General features: G+C 46.0%; 27 protein-coding genes. 16 read left to right on the plus strand and 11 right to left on the minus strand.

Annotated features, from left to right (window positions below):
• Positions 1-58 precede the first annotated feature (58 nt).
• Positions 59-490, plus strand: a complete 432-nt coding sequence (gene silE / locus U0008_RS22345) for a silver-binding protein SilE (RefSeq protein ID WP_000790483.1) — start codon at positions 59-61, stop codon at positions 488-490.
• A gap of 87 nt (positions 491-577) precedes the next feature.
• On the opposite strand, the gene U0008_RS22350 is transcribed toward silE, so the two are convergent.
• On the minus strand, positions 578-3586 hold the full coding sequence (locus U0008_RS22350; RefSeq protein ID WP_043495614.1) for a Tn3 family transposase: 3009 nt from the start codon (positions 3584-3586) through the stop codon (positions 578-580).
• A gap of 159 nt (positions 3587-3745) precedes the next feature.
• On the opposite strand from U0008_RS22350, the gene U0008_RS22355 reads away from it, so the two are divergent.
• Together U0008_RS22355 and U0008_RS22360 are read left to right on the plus strand one after the other, a co-directional pair.
• Complete coding sequence (locus tag U0008_RS22355) at positions 3746-4303, plus strand: recombinase family protein (protein ID WP_040115241.1); 558 nt, start codon at positions 3746-3748, stop codon at positions 4301-4303.
• A 16-nt stretch (positions 4304-4319) separates the two neighbouring features.
• Positions 4320-5183, plus strand: coding sequence for a DUF4231 domain-containing protein (locus U0008_RS22360; protein ID WP_043495617.1), 864 nt, complete (start codon positions 4320-4322; stop codon positions 5181-5183).
• A gap of 40 nt (positions 5184-5223) precedes the next feature.
• On the opposite strand, the gene U0008_RS22365 is transcribed toward U0008_RS22360, so the two are convergent.
• From U0008_RS22365 to U0008_RS22375, 3 genes are all read right to left on the minus strand, one after another.
• Positions 5224-5628, minus strand: coding sequence for a TIR domain-containing protein (locus U0008_RS22365; protein WP_043495618.1), 405 nt, complete (start codon positions 5626-5628; stop codon positions 5224-5226).
• A 276-nt stretch (positions 5629-5904) separates the two neighbouring features.
• Complete coding sequence (locus U0008_RS22370) at positions 5905-6303, minus strand: TIR domain-containing protein (RefSeq protein ID WP_043495620.1); 399 nt, start codon at positions 6301-6303, stop codon at positions 5905-5907.
• A 4-nt stretch (positions 6304-6307) separates the two neighbouring features.
• Complete coding sequence (locus U0008_RS22375; RefSeq protein WP_045284274.1) at positions 6308-7516, minus strand: TRAFs-binding domain-containing protein; 1209 nt, start codon at positions 7514-7516, stop codon at positions 6308-6310.
• Between the two features lie 345 nt (positions 7517-7861).
• Here U0008_RS22375 and U0008_RS22380 point away from each other — a divergent pair, with 345 nt between their 5' ends.
• From U0008_RS22380 to U0008_RS22390, 3 genes are all read left to right on the plus strand, one after another.
• On the plus strand, positions 7862-8338 hold the full coding sequence (locus tag U0008_RS22380; protein WP_227780632.1) for an HNH endonuclease: 477 nt from the start codon (positions 7862-7864) through the stop codon (positions 8336-8338).
• Between the two features lie 58 nt (positions 8339-8396).
• On the plus strand, positions 8397-9014 hold the full coding sequence (locus tag U0008_RS22385; protein ID WP_151200992.1) for a DUF2913 family protein: 618 nt from the start codon (positions 8397-8399) through the stop codon (positions 9012-9014).
• 137 nt (positions 9015-9151) lie between these two features.
• Complete coding sequence (locus tag U0008_RS22390) at positions 9152-9487, plus strand: colicin E1 family microcin immunity protein (RefSeq protein ID WP_080723977.1); 336 nt, start codon at positions 9152-9154, stop codon at positions 9485-9487.
• Between the two features lie 16 nt (positions 9488-9503).
• On the opposite strand, the gene U0008_RS22395 is transcribed toward U0008_RS22390, so the two are convergent.
• A complete protein-coding gene (locus tag U0008_RS22395; RefSeq protein ID WP_130961376.1) occupies positions 9504-10580 on the minus strand; it encodes a colicin-like pore-forming protein in 1077 nt (358 codons plus the stop codon).
• Between the two features lie 170 nt (positions 10581-10750).
• Here U0008_RS22395 and U0008_RS22400 point away from each other — a divergent pair, with 170 nt between their 5' ends.
• From U0008_RS22400 to U0008_RS22445, 10 genes are all read left to right on the plus strand, one after another.
• Complete coding sequence (locus U0008_RS22400) at positions 10751-11167, plus strand: Exc2 family lipoprotein (protein ID WP_043495698.1); 417 nt, start codon at positions 10751-10753, stop codon at positions 11165-11167.
• 45 nt (positions 11168-11212) lie between these two features.
• Positions 11213-11545: a hypothetical protein gene (locus tag U0008_RS22405; protein WP_227660052.1), complete on the plus strand. Its 333-nt coding sequence runs from the start codon at positions 11213-11215 to the stop codon at positions 11543-11545.
• 173 nt (positions 11546-11718) lie between these two features.
• Positions 11719-12072 (plus strand): As(III)-sensing metalloregulatory transcriptional repressor ArsR, encoded by a 354-nt coding sequence (gene arsR / locus U0008_RS22410; RefSeq protein WP_043495636.1) that lies wholly within the window; start codon positions 11719-11721, stop codon positions 12070-12072.
• Positions 12073-12119: 47 nt separating this feature from the next.
• Positions 12120-12482, plus strand: coding sequence for an arsenite efflux transporter metallochaperone ArsD (gene arsD / locus U0008_RS22415; protein WP_031591995.1), 363 nt, complete (start codon positions 12120-12122; stop codon positions 12480-12482).
• A 16-nt stretch (positions 12483-12498) separates the two neighbouring features.
• Positions 12499-14250 (plus strand): arsenical pump-driving ATPase, encoded by a 1752-nt coding sequence (gene arsA / locus U0008_RS22420; protein WP_043495639.1) that lies wholly within the window; start codon positions 12499-12501, stop codon positions 14248-14250.
• Between the two features lie 46 nt (positions 14251-14296).
• A complete protein-coding gene (locus tag U0008_RS22425) occupies positions 14297-15586 on the plus strand; it encodes an arsenic transporter (RefSeq protein ID WP_043495641.1) in 1290 nt (429 codons plus the stop codon).
• A gap of 12 nt (positions 15587-15598) precedes the next feature.
• Positions 15599-16024: a glutaredoxin-dependent arsenate reductase gene (arsC, locus tag U0008_RS22430; protein ID WP_043495642.1), complete on the plus strand. Its 426-nt coding sequence runs from the start codon at positions 15599-15601 to the stop codon at positions 16022-16024.
• 198 nt (positions 16025-16222) lie between these two features.
• Positions 16223-16720 (plus strand): phosphatase domain-containing protein, encoded by a 498-nt coding sequence (locus tag U0008_RS22435; protein ID WP_043495643.1) that lies wholly within the window; start codon positions 16223-16225, stop codon positions 16718-16720.
• A gap of 241 nt (positions 16721-16961) precedes the next feature.
• A complete protein-coding gene (locus tag U0008_RS22440; protein WP_043495645.1) occupies positions 16962-17774 on the plus strand; it encodes a sulfite exporter TauE/SafE family protein in 813 nt (270 codons plus the stop codon).
• 62 nt (positions 17775-17836) lie between these two features.
• Positions 17837-18205 carry a winged helix-turn-helix domain-containing protein gene (locus U0008_RS22445; RefSeq protein ID WP_050873693.1) on the plus strand — a complete coding sequence of 123 codons (369 nt, stop codon included), beginning with the start codon at positions 17837-17839 and terminating at the stop codon, positions 18203-18205.
• Between the two features lie 85 nt (positions 18206-18290).
• On the opposite strand, the gene arsA (U0008_RS22450) is transcribed toward U0008_RS22445, so the two are convergent.
• From arsA (U0008_RS22450) to U0008_RS22475, 6 genes are all read right to left on the minus strand, one after another.
• Positions 18291-20048 (minus strand): arsenical pump-driving ATPase, encoded by a 1758-nt coding sequence (gene arsA / locus U0008_RS22450; protein WP_043495647.1) that lies wholly within the window; start codon positions 20046-20048, stop codon positions 18291-18293.
• Between the two features lie 19 nt (positions 20049-20067).
• Positions 20068-20430 (minus strand): arsenic metallochaperone ArsD family protein, encoded by a 363-nt coding sequence (locus U0008_RS22455; RefSeq protein ID WP_043495649.1) that lies wholly within the window; start codon positions 20428-20430, stop codon positions 20068-20070.
• 73 nt (positions 20431-20503) lie between these two features.
• Positions 20504-21049 (minus strand): sigma-70 family RNA polymerase sigma factor, encoded by a 546-nt coding sequence (locus U0008_RS22460; protein ID WP_043495652.1) that lies wholly within the window; start codon positions 21047-21049, stop codon positions 20504-20506.
• Positions 21050-21057: 8 nt separating this feature from the next.
• Entirely contained in the window at positions 21058-21768 is a 711-nt protein-coding gene (arsH, locus tag U0008_RS22465) for an arsenical resistance protein ArsH (RefSeq protein WP_043495653.1), read from the minus strand.
• Positions 21769-21771: 3 nt separating this feature from the next.
• On the minus strand, positions 21772-22101 hold the full coding sequence (locus tag U0008_RS22470) for an ArsR/SmtB family transcription factor (RefSeq protein WP_043495662.1): 330 nt from the start codon (positions 22099-22101) through the stop codon (positions 21772-21774).
• 128 nt (positions 22102-22229) lie between these two features.
• A complete protein-coding gene (locus U0008_RS22475) occupies positions 22230-22838 on the minus strand; it encodes a recombinase family protein (protein WP_043495655.1) in 609 nt (202 codons plus the stop codon).
• Between the last annotated feature and the right edge of the window lie 136 nt (positions 22839-22974).

Consider the following 22974-nt stretch of genomic DNA (forward strand, 5'->3'; position numbering starts at 1 on the left):
ACTGAAAACACCGGTTGTACTTCCCCGGACATCACTAATTCAGAAATGGAGAGTTATCATGAAAAATATCGTATTAGCATCTTTGCTGGGCTTTGGTTTAATTTCATCGGCCTGGGCCACTGAAACCGTGAATATCCATGATCGCGTCAACAATGCACAGGCTCCTGCTCACCAGATGCAGTCTGCTGCGGCTCCTGTCGGGATCCAGGGGACTGCTCCTCGTATGACCGGTATGGACCAGCATGAACAGGCCATTATTGCTCATGAAACCATGACGAACGGCTCGGCGGATGCGCACCAGAAAATGGTGGAAAGTCATCAGAAGATGATGGGAAATAACACGGTATCCACGACCGTCCCGTCAACGTCTTACGCGGCGATGAATGAGCATGAAAGAGCAGCGGTTGCCCATGAATTCATGAATAACGGGCAATCCGGCCCACATCAGGCCATGGCCGAAGCGCACCGCCGCATGATCAATGCAGGCTGAATGCGACGGTAGTATCCGTGCTGTTACCTTTTCCCTGATAGATTATTCCTTTACGGGGTTCGGGGTCCAATGATGTAAAAAACCACGCTAAGGGTTTAATTCATTGTTTGTATTGAAATTTAATGGTCTTAACTCGCCATTCAGAATATCTTCTGGTAACGAAAACGTATAATGCCCCAGCATATTTATATGGCCATGTATCAGCGGCGACAATCTTGCCAGGTGCTCCTCCTCAGGAGTTTCCCCCGATTTGCGAAGATGTGACAACGCCTCCTGCATGTAAAGTGTATTCCACAGCACAACCGCATTGGTCACCAGGCCCAGAGCACCCAGTTGATCTTCCTGACCTTCACGGTAGCGTTTTCTAATCTCACCACGTTGTCCGTAGCAAATGGCTCGAGCCACTGCATGGCGTCCTTCTCCCCGGTTGAGCTGAGTGAGTATCCGACGCCGGTAATCCTCATCATCGATATAGTTGAGAAGATACAAAGTCTTGTTGACCCGGCCCACTTCCATAATCGCCTGAGCCAGACCAGATGGTCGGCTACTTCTCAACAGTGAACGAATAAGCTCTGATGCATGGATGGTCCCAAGCTTCAGTGAACCCGCCATTCGCATCATTTCATCCCATTGGGATTCTATTTTTGAAAGTTCAACACATCCCCGAGCCAGCTCATTCAGGGCACCATAATGGGCCATTTTATCTGCCCGCCAGAATATCGCCCCACCTGCATCGGCCAGACGAGGGGAAAACTGGTAGCCCAGTAGCCAGAACAGGCCAAAAATGATATCGCTGGATCCTGCCGTGTCCGTCATAATTTCTACCGGATTCAGCCCGGTCTGCTGCTCCAGAAGCCCTTCCAGTACAAAGATGGAATCACGAAGCGTACCGGGAACTACAATGCCATGGAAACCGGAGTACTGATCTGAGACGAAGTTGTACCAGGTGATACCGCGTCCTGAACCAAAGTATTTACGATTTGGTCCGGAATTAACCGTTTTAACCGGTGTGACAAAACGCATACCATCTGCGGAGGCAACCTCCCCACCTCCCCAGTACCCTGCGAGCGGCAGCGTGGACTGAAAATCAACCAGCCGTGCATTAGCGCTAACCAGCGTTTCTGCCCTGAGATAATTTTGTTTAACCCAGCTCAGACGATGACGAGTAAGCGCGGGAATATTATGCTTTATCAGAGGTTCATGCCCTATATTGCAGGCTTCCGCCAGCAATGTTGCGCAGAGACTGACTTGGAGATCCTGCGCCCGTGCACCTGATTCACTGACGTGGCTGAATTCGCGGGTAAAACCGGTTCGGGCATCTATTTCAAGCAACAGCTCAGTCAGATCAACGGGTGGGATCAGTTCTCTTACCCGACGATTCAATTGTATCAGTGCCGGTGGCTCATCCAGTTTATCCAGACTGCTGATCGTCAGTGAGGGATGCTTACCTTCATTGCTTATGCTGACCGCTGCGTTGCAGGCAAAACGTGAAGCCACTGATTTCCATGTGTCATCAAGCCGCGTAGCCAGTTGTTCTGCTGCTTTAGTTCCGTCTGATGGATGACCCAGCGCCCGACATACCGGGATCCGTTGTGCCTGCCATTCAGCTCCCTGAAGCAATTTTTGACGCGGGTCCCCCCACCGGTCACTGTTCTCCAGCCAGAGATCACGACGGCGCAAAGAATCCTGAAGGCGCTCAAGAAGGCACAACGAGTAACCCGCTCGTAGAATCCTGCCATCTCTGTCGTAGACCAGACGTTTCCAGGGGCCGGAAATGATTTGCTCTGGTGCATCGTCGAGAATTCGCTTTTTTGAGCCACTCAGTTCGGCCAGATAATGGATTGCTGACAATGTGTGCTCCCCGGCCGGGGCAGCCTGAAAGTGTAAGTCACGCAACATCGCGGAAAGAAAGCGCTTCACCCGTCCATATTGTTCCACCATTTCATCCTGAAAGTGAGTATCCTGCGGGCGTGCCAGCTCATTTACCTTACCGACGGATTCAGCCAGTTTGTCCTTTGGTATGCGGCGAAAAATAGCCTGCCGCAGAGCTGCTTCATCGGTGTTCTCATCAAGTAATAACGAGCATGCCCGTGCCAGTAATAGCGCGGCACGATCAAGATCTTTCAGGGTCCTGAGCCGCTTTTTCTGCCCAATACTTTTCGCAGAACGAGTGATATCCAGAATAAGCATATCCAGCACATCCACGGCCTCGTCAAGCGCCGAAATTTCCTGCGCTTTCACAAACGCAGTAAGCACGGCCAGTCGCCGTTCCTCAGGCATTCTTGAAATATATTTCACCGAAGCCATTCCGGCATAACGGGCCAAATTTCGCAGCTGGATGGCAGGCAGACCGGAAAAATTCAGCCGGGAAAACTCCATGCTACGCAGTCGGGTATATCGCTCCAGGGCGTCTGTAAATGACGGTCCACTGATAGTGACAGGACCTTTTCGTATCTCCTCCAGCACCGATATACGCTGCCCTTCAGGTATTTCAAGTAAACCGTCCAGTTGCGCTTTCTGCCAGCTGTCAGGCAACAAAGCCAGCCTTCGCCACAATCGTCGACTTGCCCGTTCACGTACTTCGCCAATCAACCTTGTCAGAGTCGAGGCTGCGGGTAACAGGATCTTATTTTGCAGCAACCATGCAGTAGCAAAATCAAACAGCAGACCTGGGCGCTCATTGCTGAGCCAGGCGCGAGTATAGAGCAAACGCTTCAGTCTGAATGTCCAGGGGAAATCACCAAAATCATGATAATCATAATAGAGCTTGATAAGCCCCTGATGCTCCCAGCGGGTATTTTCTCTTTCAGCATATCGGGAAAGGATCTCTGGTCGGCTGATGTTCAACTGTGCCGCAATGTAAAAACGGATGAATGAAGGAATTTGAAGGGGATCAGGAAGAAATGTTCCCAGGAAGCGCGCCGTAGTCAGTTGAAGTGCAATCCCCAGACGGTTATGTTTTCCCCGTCGCTGATTAATAAAAGCAAGGTCACGCTCATCCAGATGAAAATATCGGGCCAGTTGAACCTCATTTGGCTCTGCCACATAGCGACCGTAGTTTTCTGTCTGTTCTCTGGTCAGAAAGTCATCACTCATTGCGTATCCTTTCGTAAACTGGCGATCTGCTCTATTTTTGACAGTCTCAGATATTATAATTTGTGAGACTACTGAAAATGATATTAAACGTGAGTATCAAAAATCATGATTTATGCCTTATGATACTACTCAGTATCAATATCGATTTGTGAGACTAATATGGCATTACTGGGATATGCAAGAGTATCAACCAGCCATCAGAAGCTAACTGTGCAGATCACGGAGCTGAAATCTGTCGGTGTCAGAGATGACAGAATTTTTACTGATATAATGTCAGGAGCTACGGACGAACGTGAAGGCTTACAACGGCTGCTTGCCCGTGCGGAAAAAGACGACATCATCATTTGTACAAAGATGGACCGGCTTGGTCGCAATACCGCAGACATGATCCACATTGTGGATGCGTGTTATAAAAAGGGGATTGCCATTCGTTTTCTGGAGAATGGGCTAAGTACGGAAGGCACTATGGGAAAAATGGTGATCCAAATTTTGGCCGCTGTAGCAGAAGCGGAACGTGAACGTATTCTGGAACGTACCAACGATGGCAGAATTGCAGCTATGGCTGCGGGCGTTAAATTTGGTCGTAAACCACATAAAAAATCTGAAATTGCACGGGAATTAATCCATCAGAACCAGTCTGTAAGCTTTGTCATGGAAAGAACCGGAATTTCCCGGGCGACTTATTTTAGACTAAAAAAACACACTTGCCTTGCATAACTAATGGACATAAATCATGAAGATTGATTACCCTCATTTATATGAAATTACAAATGAGCGTTCAGCAAAAAACCAAAAATATTTCTTAAATGGCATAAGGGCAGAATATGCATTATTGATATTTATCGCTGTAAATAGCTCTCTATCTTACATGGAAAAATACAGTGTAAATTTAGTGTTATTTGTTCTGCTAATAATGTTATTACTTGTCAGGAACATTATAAACTTCGAACAAAAATGGTACAAATATAGAGCGGTTACCGAATCAATAAAGACAACAACATGGAAATTCGCAATGAAAGCGGAACCATTTAATGGCTCTGAAGAGATAAATGATGCTAAGCAATATATTGGTTACATAAGGAATATTATTAAAGATAGCAAGTATGCTATTAAGACAGAAACGCTAAAAAACCTTGAAGGGGATACGTTTAGTATTTGTTTAAAAAGCATTAGAGAAATGAATTATGAGCAAAGAAGAGATTTATATGTGGAACAACGGATTGAAGAACAACGAACATGGTATGCAAAAAAATCGGTATTCAACAAAAGATTAGGGAGAGCATGGGCTGTAGCTATACTGATTTTCTATATTCTATCTCTTACTATGACGGCACTCCTTGCCGAAGATCTGGTCCAAGCCGCATCGCTACCAACAGAACTGATTACAACCATCATTTCTGCTCTGATTGGCTGGGTGCAAATTAAGAAATACAATGAGCTTTCAGCATCATATGCCCTTACAGCACATGAAATTGGGCTGGTAAAAGAACAATCGTATTATATTTCTGGTGAAAAAGATTTTTTAGATTTCATTCGAGATGCTGAAACCGCTTTCTCACGTGAACATACACAATGGCAAGCAAGACGAGTTGCATAAATTGAATATGATAAAGGGAGCGTTAAAGCTCCCTTTAAAATTATCTAGCGTGTCGACGAATGGCATCAACAATGCTTTCTGTACTCCATCTAACCTGTTCGACAGATCTATTAGCTACAATCTGAGAAACTCTCGAAGCTCCGTGGGGAATAACGCCAATAACAGGAATTCCATTTCTAATAGCTGTGTCCATTTCCCACTCCATCCAGGTACTATGACTTGCATAGATTCCTGCAATGGCAAGTAGCACATTGCTGTTACGAATTTTTTCGCCAAGAACTCTTTTGATGTAATCAGCATTAATTGAATTAATTGGGACATCTTTGCTAACTTCTGAAAACTCGGCCCTAAAATAGGGTCTTGAATTTAGTAGGTTACGCAATCTTAGTAATTCGTCGTGACTCCCCCACGAATGACTAATAAAAATATTTAGGTCTCTTGCCATAAATCCCCACAAATTAGTTATTTATTCGACCATGATAGTGGGGGCAATCCTTTGGTTTTCAAGGGTAAAAGTTAAAGAAAACATTAACAACAAAAAGGTTTCTCTACTTAATGCTGTAAAAACAATAAGTTATCTTATTGTCGTATTTTTTTCATCATTGGACCTCAAACCTCGGAAAGAAGAGGCGAGTTGGTAGCTTGGAAGAAGATAAACCATGGGAAATTATAAATATAAGCAGAAGTAAAGCAAGAGGTATAAGCCCTTGCCTTATGTTAATTAGCAGTCTTTGATGGCTGATATAATTGATGGTGTATACCATCCAACAATAATTTTCGCATTGTCTGTGACAACTTGAGGCGTTCGTTGTGAACCATGCGGTTTAATCCCAATAACTGGTATGTTATTAGCAACTGCTGTTTCAATTTCCCATTTCATCCAATCACTATGTGCTGTGTACATTCCTGCTACAACAATAAACACATCTGATGCGGATATTCTCGCCTTCAGTACTCGCTTGATGTATTTTTCATCTTCTGAGTTTATAGGCGCATCTACAGTTACTTCTTCATAAGATGCCACAAGCCCATCTTCCTTGTTTAATAAATTCTTTAGATTTATCAACGAATCATTGTAATCCCAACAATGGCTAATAAAAATGCTGTATGTTTTACTCACTTCATCAATCCTTCTTTATTTTGTTTTCTTCAAATGTATTAAAATCCCATGAGTTGTCGCAGAGTGATTTAAACTTACTACTGTATAAATCCTCTTTTTCTTTTAACTCTAGATATGATGCTGACTTTGCTGCTGTTGCGTAAACCCATTTTACATCACTTCGTTCATTGAAGTTAGTTGACTCTATGATCCCCTCAGTTATTTCAAGTACGGACTTGAACGTTTTTTCTGCAAGAATCTCATTAAATACGATGTCTTTATCATTTGCAGTTTCTGTATTCTTTAGCTGTTTAGACTTCTCAAAGTAGCAAAGCGCTAAATTTTCACCGTTATAGTAATCTTTTTTTATTGTATATCCACGGTTATAGAATGAAATTGCTTTGTTTAGGAACGTGATATCTTTAGTGTCCATCCATATGTATTTATTTATGGCACCCGCCATTCCTGTTGTTTCTGGGTCGTTACTGGTTTCAGGAGATAAGTCTGATAAAATAACCATTGCATCCATACAACTCATCACTCTGCTTTTTGATTCTATTTTTTCCTTGTATGTACAGAGTGTTAGTCTTTGAATTAAGTATTCATCTCTAGGTCTTATTTCTAGCGCTTTTTGATAGAGTTCCTTTGCATTTGAAAAATCCCCAAACTTCAACTTTTCTTCTGCGCTATTAAAAATATATCCCCATTCCTTTTCTGCTTCATCTGAATCCTTTACGATTTCTTTTATTTCTTGTGCCGTTAGTGTCGGAGTGTTTAAATCTGGCAGGTAAGTATAGACTGGGCTATCTATACGTGTTTCATTTAATGCCGACTCCATTAATGATTTCAGCTGCCCTTTTATTCTTCTCGCTTCGGAACAACCGATATCATCACCAAGATGTTCATACTGTAAGGTTGCAATGTGATTTAAGTCGAAGTGTAGCACTGCCGACTTTTCAGACATTATGATGGTCGTTCCTTTTTTTAGTGCGTGCCTTACGCCTAGTTCATATATAGCATTTGCGTTACTTGTTGATATATCTGCAACAACAATATCAGCAGAAAGTAGCAATTTATACATTTCCACATCAATAATCCCAGACTGCATTATTTCGTCAGCCCTGACACACTTGATGCCTAGTTCTTCTGCCGCTGGTTTTATTATCTCATTGTACGTGGCATCTAGGTTTAAGAGCTTACCTGACCGGAAATCAGTTTTTTTCCCGAAACCCATAACCACAAAGCACAACAAACTTAATTTTTTTTTACTCAATCACATCACCCTTTTATTTTTTCCATAGTGGTTTGAAGGCCAACGGTATGAAAACGTTCGGTTTCTTACGCAAAAACGGCGTAGCAGGGTTAATTCAGGTAGTTACTGACACCTTTCTGCTAAAAAAGCCTTGGCGTAGGATCTTTTCCCTTTTCCAAGCGGCCTCCTAAATCCGCACAAATTAGTTATTTATTCGACCATGATAGTGGGGCAATCCTTTATTTTTCAAGGGGAAAAATTAAAAAACATTAACAACAGAAAGGTTTCTGCTTTTTTTAAATAAAAACAGCAGGTTATCTTCTTATCGTGGTTTTTTACATCATTGGACCTCAAACCCCTGACATAGCTGTCATTAAAGACTTCGAACGTCATCTTAATCACCGGTTTTTGAGAAAAGAAGGCACAGTTTGGTATGCCGATTTTGCCGCAAATCCTTTTCCTGAAGAACTCCCTACTGTTGGTGATTACATCGAAGGTGCAAAAAAGACGATTACCGTCAATGCCTACGAGCGAGATCCTGAAGCGCGTCGCGCATGTATCAGGCATTATGGCTTCGTGTGTCAGTGCTGTGGATTTGATTTTGAAAATACCTATGGCGAACTAGGAAAGAATTTTATTCACGTGCATCATATCCGCCCACTGAGAACGTTAGGTGAAGGATACTGCATAAATCCTGTCACTGATCTGGTCCCGTTGTGTCCGAACTGCCATGCCATGATTCATCGAGGCAATGAGGCGAGACCTTTGCCTGTGGATGACCTCCGTAAGATGCTCCGCAATTAGGAGATAAGGGAGACGCTGCCAAAATATTGCCGGCAGAATATAAGGAAAAGAGTAAACAATGACATTGACAGAAAAATCGGGCCATTTGGCATGGTGTGCACTGGTAGCACTTGCGCTGGCCAGGCAGGATAGTGGCGTTCTCTCTCCAGCACAGGAAAATATTTTTCTCACCCGCTGGTTGGCGACTGCACTAAAGCAACGGCGATTTTCGCGTGATGTCGCTCGCGACATCGAGTGGCTTCTGCAACAAGGGCGCCAACTGGGTGTAAGAGCAAAACTGTCCACTAAATTGAACTATCTTTGGCGTTCCTGTACAGGCGAGTTGTCTAATCAGAATGATCTGTTCCGGCTGACGTATGCCCTAGAAACGGCGAAGGATATGCATTGGAATTACCGCCTGTTGAGCGACCGAGAATGGTCCGGTCGATATGCCGTGCCTCTAAAGACGGAAGACAATTCGATCCATCTCTCGCATAGTAACCTCGATGTAGCATTTGATGATGATGGTTGGCAGGTTAACCCACTGATGGCGCGTCTAAGTGGTCGTGTGGCCGACCTTGAAGGACTGCTAAATCGTTGTGGTTGGCAGGCGGAAACCGTGAGTGATATTTCCCTGCCCCATCAGTATGTGTTGATGGTCAGGCAGGGAGAAAAGAGTGGTAAATTGAATAATTAATAGTCAAAATAATGTCATTACATGGAAACCTTCAGCGGTTCGTCGTCGTTAGTGGTGATAGACAACTTGAAAGTTGGACGTTTCTCTGATGTTGATACCGTTATTAAGCCAATTACGAAAATTTCGCGGGGGATTTTGTGACAAAAAAATATTATATAAATAATATGTTTTGGGGATACTTTATGGCTGCTTGTATTCTTTACGCCAGTTATGGAGATGATGAGCCTAAAATGATTGCACTAAGAATCTTTGGTTTGGCTAGTGCTATTCTATTTCCTTTCTCTCGGTTTCTAATAGAGAAAGCAGCGCTTAGATATACGAAAAAAGAATTTTGGGAAACAGGTTTTTTTAAGGATGGTGTGCCAAAAACATATTTAATGACTTTGTATTTTATTTTTATTTTTATGACATCAATTCCTATTTGTGTTCTTTCTGTTTTTTTTGAAATAAAAAAATTGACCGCTAAAATATAGCGGTCATACAATCAAATTAAAGCCCAATGAACTTATTTGCCTCGTCAACTATTGTCTCGTTAACTAACGCCCCAACCCCTGCCATAATCAAACCATAACCTAAAATACCTATAGGCCCACCCAATACAGCACTGAATGCTAAGGCGGTAACATGGGTTGCAGCTAGCCCTACTGCAATAGTTTCAGTTTTAACATAAAGAGATCTCCAATTATCAGTTTTCACTGCTTTGTATAATTCCGTAAACCAATCAGTTATATCGATAGCTGGGCCAACCCAACCTAGTCCTTTGCTGAACTTGGCTATATTTTTTGCGGCTTTTCCTACATCCATAGACTCCAAAGCCTTGGCGATAGCTTCGCGATCTTTCGCATTGATTTTTTTGTTAATGTTAGCCTTGTGTTTTTCATAAGATTTCAATGCATCTTCTACATTGCGGATCTTTTTACCTTTAGCTTGATCAGCTAATAACTTAGCGAGCTTCTCGGCTTTTTCTCCGTAAACCTTAAAAACCTCTTTATAGAAATCTGCAGTAAATTTAACAGCGTCCTTAACTGCTTCTTTTTCATTGTTAATGGCATCCCTAACCTGTTTTTCCGCGGTTCCTTTATTATATTTAAAACTTTTAAGCGGGCTCCAACGAGTATCATCACTAGGTTCATAATTAACATACGCGGTATCAATGAGCTTACCCGTACTATCAAAAGTCAATTTGTAAACATGACCTTGAACATGAGTAATATAAGAGTGCCATGCTGAGTTTTCTGATTTAACCTCAATAACGGTCCATTTTGGAGGGTTTAACTGCCAGCTAGCATCTCCAATAGGTGGGAATCCTCCCGTGTTAGGATATTTACCCGTGTTATATTCTGGGATGGCAACTGAGCCCCCGCCGTTACCATGACCAGAACCACCACCCCAGTTGATACCAGCTCCCCCTTGACCTACTTCCTGTCCACCGGTGATTGTAATATGTGGATGGTTGTCCCAATATCCACCACCAGAATCAGGTCCACCTTTTCCTGATGTTCCATTAATGCTGCCGCCGGAATCATGTGCCCCACTGTTGTGATCTTTACCGTCTCCACCGCTCATAGTCTTTTCCTCTTTGATTGAATTTAATTAAATAACTGTATATAAACACATTGGTATATATACAGTTATCGAGAATATTGTAAGCAGGTGGTATCGTCAATACAATTTGTGTGGTAATTTTATATACAGTGCAAAAGAGTAATAAAATAATTTAATATCAAGGAGTTAATTTGAAACGTAGCTTTTTTATTCTCGCAGGTGGCTTCCTAACTCTCATGTTAGTGCTTGGTGGCTGTACCTCTACGCTTTCGAGCCCGGAACGACATGCTAAACATTTTGTTTATGCGTCAAATAGTGACTCTGACCCTAACTTTCGTACTCGGATGCAGGAGAGTGTCAGGACGTCTGTTCCCTTCTTTGACCAGATTTACCAGTTAGGCCAGAAAGACAACGCGGCGGGCATCAATCACGACCAAGCGAAGAAGCGGGCTGAGTATTTCTATGGAAATGAGTTTTTGGATGGTATTCAACGGAAGGAAGACTTTGCCGGCAAATCTTATAGTCAATTACAAACGCAGAAATGGCGTATGTTGATGTCTCAGGAGGCCGCAGGTGCCTACATGGATGGCTATAATGGCGTGAAGTAAGCATTATCACCCATAGGAAATGGTATCAACGTGGAGGACGTATCAATGTCGCGTCGTGGTTTACGTTTATCGCAGCTGCCGCCGGTATGTTCGGTAAAGCCAAAGCCGGCCAAAACGTCCGCGCAGCTGATGGCGGAAGATACGCTGCGTGAGTTAATCGCTGCCCGTTTTGCCGTGGGAAAACCGATTATCCACATTGATACAAACTGGAATGATGCGCTGCTACTGCGGGTGATGAAAGAAGCGATACGCCAAGCTAAAGGCCAGCCGTTTGTGGTGGTACCAGGGGTCCGCTTGGAAAACGGAAAAAATCCCACGCTAAGGTGGTTTATTGTACGTAGTGTGGTGCTGCCTTACTTATCAGTATCCTGCCGTTAAACTTCTACTTTTTGTAACAAAGATGAAATTTTTGTCCGTATTTCCCCGATTCCATTGTTCCTGTCATCCACTATTGAAGAAGAATTAACACTAAACGAATTCGATATAGCATATATGTTTTTGACTTCCTGGTTTAGAAGCGCGACACTATTCATTCAACGCAGGAGATCATGATGTCATCAATTTCCCCCCTACAACTCTTCAAAAGCCTGTCCGATGAAACCCGTCTGGGTATCGTCCTTCTCCTCAAAGAGATGGGAGAGCTATGCGTATGCGATCTCTGTACGGTGCTAGAGCAGTCGCAGCCTAAGATCTCCCGTCATCTGGCGATGCTACGTGAAAGCGGATTGTTGCTGGATCGCAAGAATGGGAAATGGGTTCACTACCGCTTATCTCCGCATATTCCTTCATGGGCTGCTCAGGTTATTGAGCAGGCCTGGTTAAGCCAACAGGACGACGTACAGGCCATCGCCCGTAAGCTGGCATCAGCTAACTGCTCTGGTAGCGGCAAAGCTGTTTGTATCTAAAAAATTTGCCTGAACATATATGATTTTTCAAATGTGAGGTGTTCGTGATGAAAACGTTAACGGTGTTTGACCCGGCGATGTGTTGCAGTACCGGCGTCTGCGGTACAGATATCGATCAGGTTCTGGTTGATTTTTCTGCGGATGTGCAGTGGCTAAAACAGCGTGGAATTCAGGTTGATCGTTATAACCTGGCACAGCAACCCATGAGCTTTGTACAGAACGAAAAAGCCAAAGCATTCCTTGAGGCATCCGGGGCTGAAGGGCTTCCATTGTTGTTGCTGGATGGAGAAATGGTGATGGCGGGGCGTTATCCGAAACGTGCAGAGCTGGCCCGCTGGTTCGGAATACCGCTGGAGAAAGTAGGATTAGCATCTAAAAGCTGCTGCGGTGGTAATACTTCTTGTTGCTGAAATGTCAGGAGGACATATGAAATTCTTACAGAATATCCCACCTTACCTGTTTTTTACCGGTAAAGGGGGCGTCGGTAAAACCTCTATTTCCTGTGCCACAGCTATCAGCCTGGCGGAACAAGGCAGGCGGGTTTTGCTTGTCAGCACCGATCCGGCTTCAAACGTAGGCCAGGTGTTCAGCCAGACTATTGGCAATACCATTCTGCCGGTGGCCTCTGTACCGGGTCTTTCAGCGCTGGAAATTGATCCTCAGGCCGCCGCCCAGGAATATCGGGCCAGAATCGTTGATCCTATCAAAGGCATTTTGCCGGATGAAGTCGTTAACAGTATTAACGAACAGCTCTCTGGTGCATGTACCACAGAAATTGCGGCTTTTGATGAATTTACCGGTCTGCTGACTGACGCATCATTATTGACCCGCTTTGACCATATTATCTTTGATACCGCGCCAACCGGTCACACTATTCGTCTTCTCCAGTTGCCCGGTGCGTGGAGTAGCTTCATTGAGAGCAATCCTGATGGTGCTTCCTGTCTTGGCCCGATGGCAGGGCTGGAGAAACAGCGTGAGCAGTATTCACACGCCGTTCAGGCATTGTCTGATCCGAATCGTACGAGGCTGGTTTTAGTGGCTCGACTGCAAAAATCAACGCTTCAGGAAGTCGCCCGTACTCATGATGAGCTTGCGGCGATTGGTCTCAAAAATCAGTATCTGGTCATCAACGGCGTGTTACCTGAGACAGAAGCAGTCAACGATACCCTGGCGGCTGCCATATGGGGCCGGGAGCAGGAGGCGCTGGCAAGTCTTCCCGCTGGTCTGGACGCTCTCCCTACTGACACATTATTCCTTCAACCAGTGAATATGGTCGGTGTGTCTGCTTTAAGGGGACTTCTCACCTCCCAACCTGAGACGGCTTCATTTGCTGAAGTGTCCACCCTGCAAAAACCAGCGATACCGTCGTTGTCTGCTCTGGTTGATGAGATTGCCCTTAATGAACACGGCCTGATTATGCTGATGGGTAAAGGTGGCGTGGGTAAAACAACCATGGCCGCGGCCATTGCAGTCAGACTGGCCGAAATGGGATTTGATGTGCATCTCACGACGTCAGATCCTGCTGCACACCTGAGCACAACCCTCAATGGAAGCCTCAATAACCTGCAGGTCAGCAGAATCGACCCTCATGATGAAACAGAACGTTATCGCCAGCATGTCCTTGAAACGAAAGGACGTGACCTGGATGAAGCGGGGAAACATCTGCTGGAAGAGGATTTACGCTCCCCGTGTACCGAAGAGATTGCTGTGTTCCAGGCCTTCTCACGGGTGATCCGTGAAGCGGGTAAACGGTTTGTCGTCATGGATACGGCACCGACAGGACATACATTGTTGCTGCTTGATGCTACCGGGGCATACCACCGGGAGATAGCAAAGAAAATGGGAGATAAAGGCCATTTCTCTACGCCAATGATGCAGCTTCAGGACCCGGAAAGAACAAAAGTATTACTGGTCACTCTGCCGGAAACGACCCCCGTTCTTGAGGCTGCAAATTTACAAGCCGATCTTGAACGTGCCGGGATTCATCCATGGGGCTGGATTATCAATAACAGTCTTTCCATCGCTGAAACCCGTTCACCGCTGCTTCGTCAGCGCGCGCAGCAGGAACTGCCTCAAATCGAGGCTGTAAAGAACCAGCATGCTACCCGTGTTGCACTGGTTCCTGTTCTTGCGGCAGAGCCAACCGGTATAGACAAACTCAAACAGATCGCAGGTTAATTTTTACTATATACAGGGCAGTCATGCTGCCCTGTCAGGAGGTTTTATGTTACTGGCAGGAGCAATTTTCATCCTGACCATCGTGTTGGTTATCTGGCAGCCGAAGGGGTTAGGGATTGGCTGGAGCGCCATGTTTGGCGCAATACTGGCACTCATATCTGGGGTTGTACACATTACCGACATTCCGGTGGTATGGAATATCGTCTGGAACGCCACAGCAACCTTTATTGCCGTGATTATCATCAGTTTGCTGCTGGATGAGTCTGGCTTTTTTGAATGGGCAGCATTGCACGTTTCCCGCTGGGGAAATGGCCGGGGTCGCCTGCTGTTTACTTATATCGTTCTGCTCGGTGCTGCGGTGGCAGCGCTATTTGCCAATGATGGTGCAGCTCTCATCCTGACGCCGATCGTTATTGCCATGTTGCTGGCTCTGGGATTCAGTAAAAGCGCTACGCTGGCATTTGTAATGGCTGCAGGGTTTATTGCCGATACCGCCAGCCTGCCGCTGATTGTGTCGAACCTGGTCAATATTGTTTCTGCTGACTTCTTCCATCTGGGATTCACGGAATATGCCTCCGTGATGGTGCCTGTGGATATTGCCGCCATTATTGCCACGCTGGTGATGCTGCATCTGTTTTTCCGCAAAGATATCCCACCGACCTATGATCTGAACCGACTGAAAGAACCGGCTCTTGCTATCAAAGACCCGGCGACGTTCAGAACTGGCTGGATTGTATTAATCCTTCTGCTGGTAGGTTTTTTTGTGCTTGAGCCGCTGGGTATTCCTGTCAGCGCTATTGCGGCTGTGGGTGCAGCTATCCTCTTTGTCGTGGCTAAAAGAGGTCATGCCATTAACACCGGTAAAGTCCTGCGTGGTGCACCGTGGCAGATTGTGATTTTCTCACTGGGAATGTATCTGGTTGTCTATGGTTTGCGTAATGCCGGGCTGACAGAATACCTCTCTGGCGTGTTGAATTTACTCGCAGACAAAGGACTTTGGGCTGCCACATTTGGCACGGGATTCCTGACAGCATTCCTGTCATCCATCATGAACAACATGCCTACTGTGTTGATTGGCGCATTGTCGATCGATGGCAGCACCGCATCAGGTGTCATCAAAGAAGCAATGATTTATGCCAATGTCATTGGCTGCGATCTGGGGCCTAAAATTACCCCTATTGGTAGCCTGGCAACACTGCTCTGGCTACATGTACTTTCACAGAAGAACATGACTATCACCTGGGGATACTATTTCCGCACCGGGATTATCATGACTCTGCCTGTGCTGTTTGTAACGCTGGCCGCGCTGGCGCTACGTCTCTCTTTCACTTTGTAATGAGATACTGATATGAGCAACATCACCATTTATCACAACCCAGCTTGCGGCACCTCGCGTAACACACTGGAGATGATCCGTAACAGCGGTACAGAGCCGACCGTTATTCATTATCTTGAGACACCACCATCACGCGATGAACTGGTTAAACTTATTGCGGATATGGGGATCACAGTACGAGCGGTGCTGCGTAAGAATGTCGAACCTTTTGAAGCGTTAGGGCTGGCGGAAGACCGTTTTACTGATGATCAGTTAATCGACTTTATGTTACAGCATCCTATCCTGATTAACCGCCCGATCGTGGTGACGCCACTGGGGACCCGGCTGTGTCGTCCTTCAGAAGTGGTGCTGGATATTCTTCCGGATGCACAGAAACACGCGTTCACCAAAGAAGATGGTGAAAAAGTCGTTGATGATGCAGGTAAACGACTGAAATAAATCCTAAGGGGCATTTGCCCCTTTATATTTTACTTTGCCAGCCACCTTTGATGCTGCTGTTCATGGCGGCATTGTTCTGCCTTTAATGAGTCATGTGCAAAAAGGAATGATGCCTGTACAGGCTGCATGAGCGCATTAGAGGCGGAACGTTAACCTGATGAATTGACGTATACGAAAGTAAGTATGGAGTTTTTATCGATGATACATCCGTTTGATATTCTTACCTTAGACAATGGCGCTAAGCTAATTTTTACCCCTTGCCCTGGCACTAAAGGGGTTTCCATTGTTGATTCCTTAAAATCACTAAAAGAAGCAGGTGCTCAGGCCGTTATCACCATGATGACGATGGCTGAACTGACTGAAAAGCAAGCCGATACGATCCCGTCCCTGTGTGCTGAACTTCATATGGACTGGTATCACCTGCCCGTTGAAGATAGCTGTGCGCCTGAAGAGCCATTTGCACAGGCATTTGCTCAACAGAAGGCTATTCTGTTGGGGCTAGTCGAGACAGGTGCGACGATGGTGATCCATTGTCACGGTGGTTCTGGCAGGACAGGTATGATGGCCGCTATTCTGATGCTCGAACTGGGTTATGCTCCGGCTCAGGTGAAATCGCAGATCCAGCTAATCAGGCCAAAATCGCTGACCTCGCCTGTTCAGGTCAATTATCTTATCAAGCAATACACTTACGAGTGATCACCCGGCGACCAGACGACAGGCAGAACTGATAACCGACATAAATAAATGACAAGGGGACATTAGACCCCTTATCAGTTAATGCGCTATATCTTGCACCAAAGACTTCTCACTGTGCACTGGCGTTATTCTCCCTTATTCTTCCCTCCAAAATGGAGGTGAAATATGTGCTTCCAGAGACCACATTTTTTATGTTACTTTTCCCGTTATGTCAAAAATGACATAACGGGAAAAGTAACATATGTCGTCAGAGTCGAAACGGAATAGAAAAGGTTTTTTTTCCGGTGCAATCATTGGCGCTTTAGGCGGCCTGATTGGTCTGGGTTGGGCAGAGTTCCGCCTTCCAGTCCTGATGGGTAGTTTTAAAATGCCTACGCTGGAAGCGGTCATTTTTAACAAAGCAATGAGCCTGACTGTTGTCGCTGTTGCTTTAATATTCCGAACAAAATCCATCGCAGTAGATCAGTTGATGGCACATCTGGATATTGTCATCAATTTATTGGCCGGTAGCCTTATTGGTGCCTGGTGGGCAGCCGGAAGAGCCATCAAAATGTCCCGTATCATGCTGGACCGAATTATTCTAATCCTGCTTGTTGTCCTGTCCTTCGTCATGCTTTCAGAAGCGTGGATACCATTACATGATATCTCTGCTGGGTTATTCCCACCTGGAATCACCACAATTATTGCGGGCGTTATTGCTGGCTTCTTTATCGGGAACGTAGCGGCTTTACTGGGTGTTGCCGGTGGGGAACTCCTTATTCCTACCATTGTTATTCTTTTTGGTGCAGACATTAAACTGGCTGGCAGTCTGTCATTGATGATTAGTTTACCAACAATGATAGTTGGTTTTTCGCGCTACACGAATGCCGATGCCTTCCAAATCCTGAAAAAAGAGAAAAAGCTCTTTATGTGGATGGTGATTGGTTCGGTTATCGGTGCTGCCATGGGGGGCCTTATGCTTGGTATGTTCCCTGTAAAAATACTCATGACGTTGTTGGGTGTTGTACTCCTGATCTCTGCAATCAAAACCTTTCAACACACCCGGAAAAGTTGATTAATGGCAAAGCTTCGGGTGCTACCACATCACAGAAATAATAAGTTCGGAAAGGTATCAGAATGGAAAATACATCCTTTAAGTCAAACTTAATATTAGTCAGACCACGGATATATATTAATGACAACATCTCACTGGGACCGGGGAAGATCGACCTTTTACGGGCGATAGATGGTTTCAACTCCCTTTCGGCGGCAGCTAAAGATCTGGGAATACCCTATAAAAGAGCATGGATCTTACTCGACTCGTTGAACAAGGGGATCGGTAAGCCTGTTGTGAGTACATCTACAGGTGGCAACAAAGGTGGCGGTACAGTTCTGACCCCTCTGGGGCGGAAATTACTGGCCTGGTATGATCAAGCAGAGGCTCATCTTAATGAGCAATCCCAGCAACAGTTGATTGATTTAGAAAACATTCTTTTTGGCGAATAATGGACATGACTGGCAGTTAAACTCAGAGGTGCCTTTGACTGAAAAAATAGTCCAGACATCAAGGGGGCATATGCCCCCTTGTCAGTTATTGCGCCATTTCTTCCAGCAGGTCGATACCTACAGGCTCTTCACTCTGCAGTGGCGTTAACGCAATACGCTTAGCATACTGCTCTTCCACGTCAGAGATGAGAGGCAGCTCCCGGCTCGCCCTGGTCATCAGGAAGGGGGAGGTCGGCTTAGCTGCGGCAAGGCTGTTATTGACAACCCATGCCCAGGGTTCAATCCCTGCCCGACGTAGATCACTCTGCAGGTTGGCTGCTTCCAGCACCGGTGTGGTTTCAGCAAGGGTGACAATAATGACTCTGGTTTTATCCGGGTCCTGCAACTGCATCATCGGTGTGATGACATGATCATGTGATTGCCCCATCTGGCGCACCATTTCCCGGTGATATGCCCCGGTAGCATCCAGTAATAAAAGGGTATGCCCGGTCGGGGCCGTATCCATAATGACGAAATGGTCGTCTGCTTCTTTGATAATCCGCGAGAACGCCTGGAAGACCGCTATCTCCTCAGTGCACGGTGAACGGAGATCTTCCTCTAACACCGCCAGCCCTTCGGCATCAAGTCCTTTACCCTGGTTTTCTATTACAAAGTTACGATAACGCTCAGTTTCTGCTTTCGGGTCGATACGGCTCACCTGTAGATTTGGCAGTGAACCATCCAGCGTGTAAGAAAGATGTGCTGCCGGATCGGAAGTGGTCAGATGGACTTTGTGACCCCGTTTTGCCAGCGATACTGCAACCGATGCCGCCACGGTCGTTTTGCCCACACCGCCTTTGCCCATTGTCATCACCAGACCTTTTCCGGAATGGCTGAGTTCATCCACCAGTTCTGCCAGTTTTGGCAGCGCTAATGTGTTCAGCGTTGTGGTTGGCGTATCAGGCATCTCTTTATTGTCCGTAAATAACGCCCGCAGTGCATCCAGACCGACCAGGTTGAAAGGCTTAAGATAAAGTTGTGAACGCGGCAAAGCAGCCAGATTCTCCGGCATTGCCAGTAGCGCCTTCTCTTCACGCGCCAGAATGCTTTGTGCCAGTCGATCATCGACACCGGCGAACGGTGGCAGTACGCCATTAATGGCGAGGTGTTGATGCTGCAGACCGATGGCGTAGAGCTCATCGTGCGTATGTGAGACTTCTTTTAATGTAGAAGTTTGTGCACGAGCAACCAGCACTAAGCGCGTAAGCGTTGCATCAGAGAGTGCTTTAACCGCATCTGCATACTGATGCTGCTGTTTTTCCAGTCCGACCAGCGGTCCGAGATTGGCAGCAGCATCTGGATTAGCATCGAGATAGCCACTCCAGGCACCCGGTAGTTCAAGCATACGGATGGTATGACCGGTTGGTGCAGTATCGAATACGATATGGTCATATTTCTCCCGCAGTTCATGGTTGGTAAGCAACCCGGTAAATTCATCAAAAGCGGCAATTTCCGTCGTGCAGGAGCCGGAAAGTTGTTCCTCAATACTGCTTACCACATCAGCAGGCATTAACTCACGAACTGGATTCAGTACACGATCGCGATAAGCCTGAGCTGCAGCCATTGGATCAACTTCCATTGCTGCAAGGTTGGATACTGAGTCAATATCAATAATTCGGTGACCGATAGTCTGGCTGAACACCTGGCCTACGTTTGAAGCCGGATCGGTGCTGACCAGCAGTGTTTTTTTACCCTGATCGGCCAGCCACACAGCAGTAGCACAGGCAAGTGATGTCTTACCGACGCCACCTTTACCGGTGAAGAAAATAAACGGTGTAATCTCTTTCAAAAATGGAATGTTCATTAGTTATTCTCCTCTACAGTTAAGGCATACGTGGAATGCTGCAGCAGCGTGGCTGCGTACTGTCTTCACTCCAGTCTTGTGTTAACTGGATACCTGCCCAACGGGCAATATCTTCTCGAGTAGGCAGTTTGCCTGCCATAACCAGCTTGCCATCTAGCAAGGTGACAGGCAGGGATTCCATCCCTGATGTGTTCAGGAACTCCTTAATGACAGGGTTTTTCAGGAATTGCTGTGGGTTCTTCGCCAGGCTATAGCGCTGAATATCGACGCCATTCTTTTTCGCCCACTCAGCGCTCGCGTTCCATTTGACTGCTTCGTCGCTGACTACAACGCTGCTGGTTGCACAGCAACTCGCTGATTCATAAATTTCAATCTTTGGCATGTTGTTTACCTCAATGTTAAGTCGTATTGCTTTACATTGAGGTAAACGAATGAGGCGGGAAAAAGATGCGCGGTTAATTCATTTTTTTGTGGCAGCAGACTAATGAAGTGTCATCCGCCTCGATACGACAGAGTTCTGTCATCAACTCTTTAAGATGCTTTCTGGCCCGCAGCAAACGGGATTTAAACGCCGTAAGCGAGATACCTAACTCTTCTGCCAGCACCTGTTGCGGGCGTCGATTAAGATCGGATTCTTCAATCAGCCATCGTTCATCTTCCGGCAGAGACTGTAGTGTTTCCGGCAAGCAGATATCCAGTGTTGAAATGGCATCAGGGGTGACGTCAGACAACAGAATATCTTCTTCCAGCTCCACAAACTCCCTGGCGATGCGATATTCGTCAATTAGCAGATTTCTTGCCGCGCGATATAACCACGCCTTTGGATTTTCCATTTCACAAAAGGAATCCGCGTGAGCACGGGCACGAAGAAAAAGCTCCTGCAAAAGATCTGCTGCCTTCTCAACATCGCCGGTTTTGGATGCCAGGAAACGAGATAGCTCAGCCTCATGTTGACGCCAGAAAACAGCCATACATGAATTGAAAGCCATCACATCACTCATGCCACACCTCAAATCTTGTTCTGATTGACTCGTCGGGATAGTTCTTCTGCTGACTCTTTTCGCTCGCTGTAGCGGTCAACGAGGTAAGCAGAGTTCCCTCTGGTGAGAAGGGTAAACTTCATCAGTTCTTCCATCACATCGACAATGCGGTCGTAATAAGATGATGGCTTCATGCGCCCATCTTCATCAAACTCCTGCCAGGCTTTAGCCACTGAGGACTGGTTCGGAATGGTGATCATCCGCATCCAGCGGCCAAGAATACGCATCTGGTTTACAGCATTGAATGACTGGGAGCCACCAGATACCTGCATGACGGCCAGCGTTTTACCCTGAGAAGGGCGAACAGCGCCTTCGGATAAGGGTATCCAGTCAATTTGTGCTTTCATGATGCCGGTCATCGCACCGTGGCGTTCTGGTGAGCACCACACCATCCCTTCGGACCAGCGAACCAGTTCACGTAATTCCATGACCTTAGGATGTGTCTCTGGGGCGTCATCAGGAAGAGGCAGACCCGACGGGTTGAAGATACGCACCTCTGCGCCCATGGCAGTCAATAACCTTGCTGCTTCCTCAGTTGCCAGTCGGCTGTATGAGCGTTCACGTACAGAGCCATACAGCATCAGAATGCGAGGGGGATGCGGAACTACAGGTGTCCCAAATCTTGCCTCGGTAATCGAGGTGTCTAAAAAATCAGGTGTAATGTTCTTCAGGTCGTTCATTTATTATTCCTCATGCTTTTTATTGCTCTTATCAGAAAGACTCAAAGATGAGCCTGCACAGCACTCATCAATCAAAAAAGCCATAAGTTCTTCAAGTTGCTCATAACGAGAATGACAAAACAGGGTTCGCCCTTGTCTTTCCTGCCGGATCAGCCCGACAGAAATAAGAGCTGAAAGATGATGGCTTAAGGTAGACGCAGGGATTTGAATCCTCTTCTGAAGGTCACCCACAGGTAATCCCCCTGGCCCTGCTCTTACCAATTCCTTATAAATTGCCAGTCTTGTCTGATGCCCCAACTCCTTCAGGGCAGCCGCAGCCGATGCGATATTCATCATATACCTCGTCATTATATTTCCATACTTCCAAAATAATAGAAATATTGATTTTTTTCAATACACGATTTTTATGGAGGTTTCTCAAAAGAAGACAGATAGAGCTACAAATAAATTAGTTAAGCTGCTCAAATTGAACGAGAGGAAGCATTCTCAGTTGTTAAATGTGCTGCTTTCACCCTGAGGATGGTTTGTCTCGTTGTACTGAACTCACGTGCAACGGCGCTGATGCTGGTTCCGGCGTCAATACGTGCGATAACAGCCAGTTGTTGTTCAGCATTCAGTGTGGAAGGACGTCCAAACCGCTTTCCTGCAGCTTTTGCCCTCGCAATGCCTGACTGTGTTCGCTCAAGCAGCAAATCCCGCTCAAATTCCGCCACAGCAGAAATCACCTGCATCGTCATCTTCCCTGCCGGGCTGGTCAAATCCACGCCTCCGAGCGCCAGGCAATGAACACGGATACCTGACGTCTCCAGCTGCTCTACGGTTTTTCGAATATCCATCGCATTACGTCCGAGGCGGTCAAGTTTGGTGACAATCAACACATCACCGATTTCCATGCGGTCAAGCAACCGGATAAATCCAGGTCGCTCACATGCTGCAACCGAACCACTGATATGTTCTTCAATGAAACGTTGGGACCTGACATCAAAACCCGCAGCCTGAATTTCCCTCCGCTGATTTTCGGTGGTTTGCTCAAGAGTGGAAACACGGCAATAAGCAAAAACACGTGACATAGGAAACTTTCCGTACGAAAAGGGTGTCCGAATTTTAACACCTGTACGAAATGAATTTCACTTACTTTCGGACAAGTTTACAGAATGGTGTACGAAACCGACCGGTTTCGGTCAGGGCAAGAAATAACGTAAATAA

The organism is Hafnia alvei (assembly GCF_034424155.1).
GTDB lineage: Bacteria > Pseudomonadota > Gammaproteobacteria > Enterobacterales > Enterobacteriaceae > Hafnia > Hafnia alvei.

Coding starts and splice junctions, on each gene's coding strand:
- U0008_RS22405 (WP_227660052.1), top strand. CDS start 11,213: ATGTCGCGTCGTGGTTTACGTTTATCGCAGCTGCCGCCGGTATGTTCG.
- U0008_RS22350 (WP_043495614.1), bottom strand. CDS start 3,586: ATGAGTGATGACTTTCTGACCAGAGAACAGACAGAAAACTACGGTCGC.
- U0008_RS22440 (WP_043495645.1), top strand. CDS start 16,962: ATGTCGTCAGAGTCGAAACGGAATAGAAAAGGTTTTTTTTCCGGTGCA.
- U0008_RS22375 (WP_045284274.1), bottom strand. CDS start 7,516: ATGGGTTTCGGGAAAAAAACTGATTTCCGGTCAGGTAAGCTCTTAAAC.
- U0008_RS22470 (WP_043495662.1), bottom strand. CDS start 22,101: ATGAATATCGCATCGGCTGCGGCTGCCCTGAAGGAGTTGGGGCATCAG.
- U0008_RS22455 (WP_043495649.1), bottom strand. CDS start 20,430: ATGCCAAAGATTGAAATTTATGAATCAGCGAGTTGCTGTGCAACCAGC.
- U0008_RS22425 (WP_043495641.1), top strand. CDS start 14,297: ATGTTACTGGCAGGAGCAATTTTCATCCTGACCATCGTGTTGGTTATC.
- arsR (WP_043495636.1), top strand. CDS start 11,719: ATGTCATCAATTTCCCCCCTACAACTCTTCAAAAGCCTGTCCGATGAA.
- U0008_RS22365 (WP_043495618.1), bottom strand. CDS start 5,628: ATGGCAAGAGACCTAAATATTTTTATTAGTCATTCGTGGGGGAGTCAC.
- arsA (WP_043495647.1), bottom strand. CDS start 20,048: ATGAACATTCCATTTTTGAAAGAGATTACACCGTTTATTTTCTTCACC.
- U0008_RS22385 (WP_151200992.1), top strand. CDS start 8,397: ATGACATTGACAGAAAAATCGGGCCATTTGGCATGGTGTGCACTGGTA.
- U0008_RS22445 (WP_050873693.1), top strand. CDS start 17,837: ATGGAAAATACATCCTTTAAGTCAAACTTAATATTAGTCAGACCACGG.
- U0008_RS22395 (WP_130961376.1), bottom strand. CDS start 10,580: ATGAGCGGTGGAGACGGTAAAGATCACAACAGTGGGGCACATGATTCC.
- U0008_RS22475 (WP_043495655.1), bottom strand. CDS start 22,838: ATGTCACGTGTTTTTGCTTATTGCCGTGTTTCCACTCTTGAGCAAACC.
- U0008_RS22360 (WP_043495617.1), top strand. CDS start 4,320: ATGAAGATTGATTACCCTCATTTATATGAAATTACAAATGAGCGTTCA.
- arsC (WP_043495642.1), top strand. CDS start 15,599: ATGAGCAACATCACCATTTATCACAACCCAGCTTGCGGCACCTCGCGT.
- arsA (WP_043495639.1), top strand. CDS start 12,499: ATGAAATTCTTACAGAATATCCCACCTTACCTGTTTTTTACCGGTAAA.
- U0008_RS22460 (WP_043495652.1), bottom strand. CDS start 21,049: ATGAGTGATGTGATGGCTTTCAATTCATGTATGGCTGTTTTCTGGCGT.
- arsD (WP_031591995.1), top strand. CDS start 12,120: ATGAAAACGTTAACGGTGTTTGACCCGGCGATGTGTTGCAGTACCGGC.
- U0008_RS22435 (WP_043495643.1), top strand. CDS start 16,223: ATGATACATCCGTTTGATATTCTTACCTTAGACAATGGCGCTAAGCTA.
- arsH (WP_043495653.1), bottom strand. CDS start 21,768: ATGAACGACCTGAAGAACATTACACCTGATTTTTTAGACACCTCGATT.
- U0008_RS22355 (WP_040115241.1), top strand. CDS start 3,746: ATGGCATTACTGGGATATGCAAGAGTATCAACCAGCCATCAGAAGCTA.
- silE (WP_000790483.1), top strand. CDS start 59: ATGAAAAATATCGTATTAGCATCTTTGCTGGGCTTTGGTTTAATTTCA.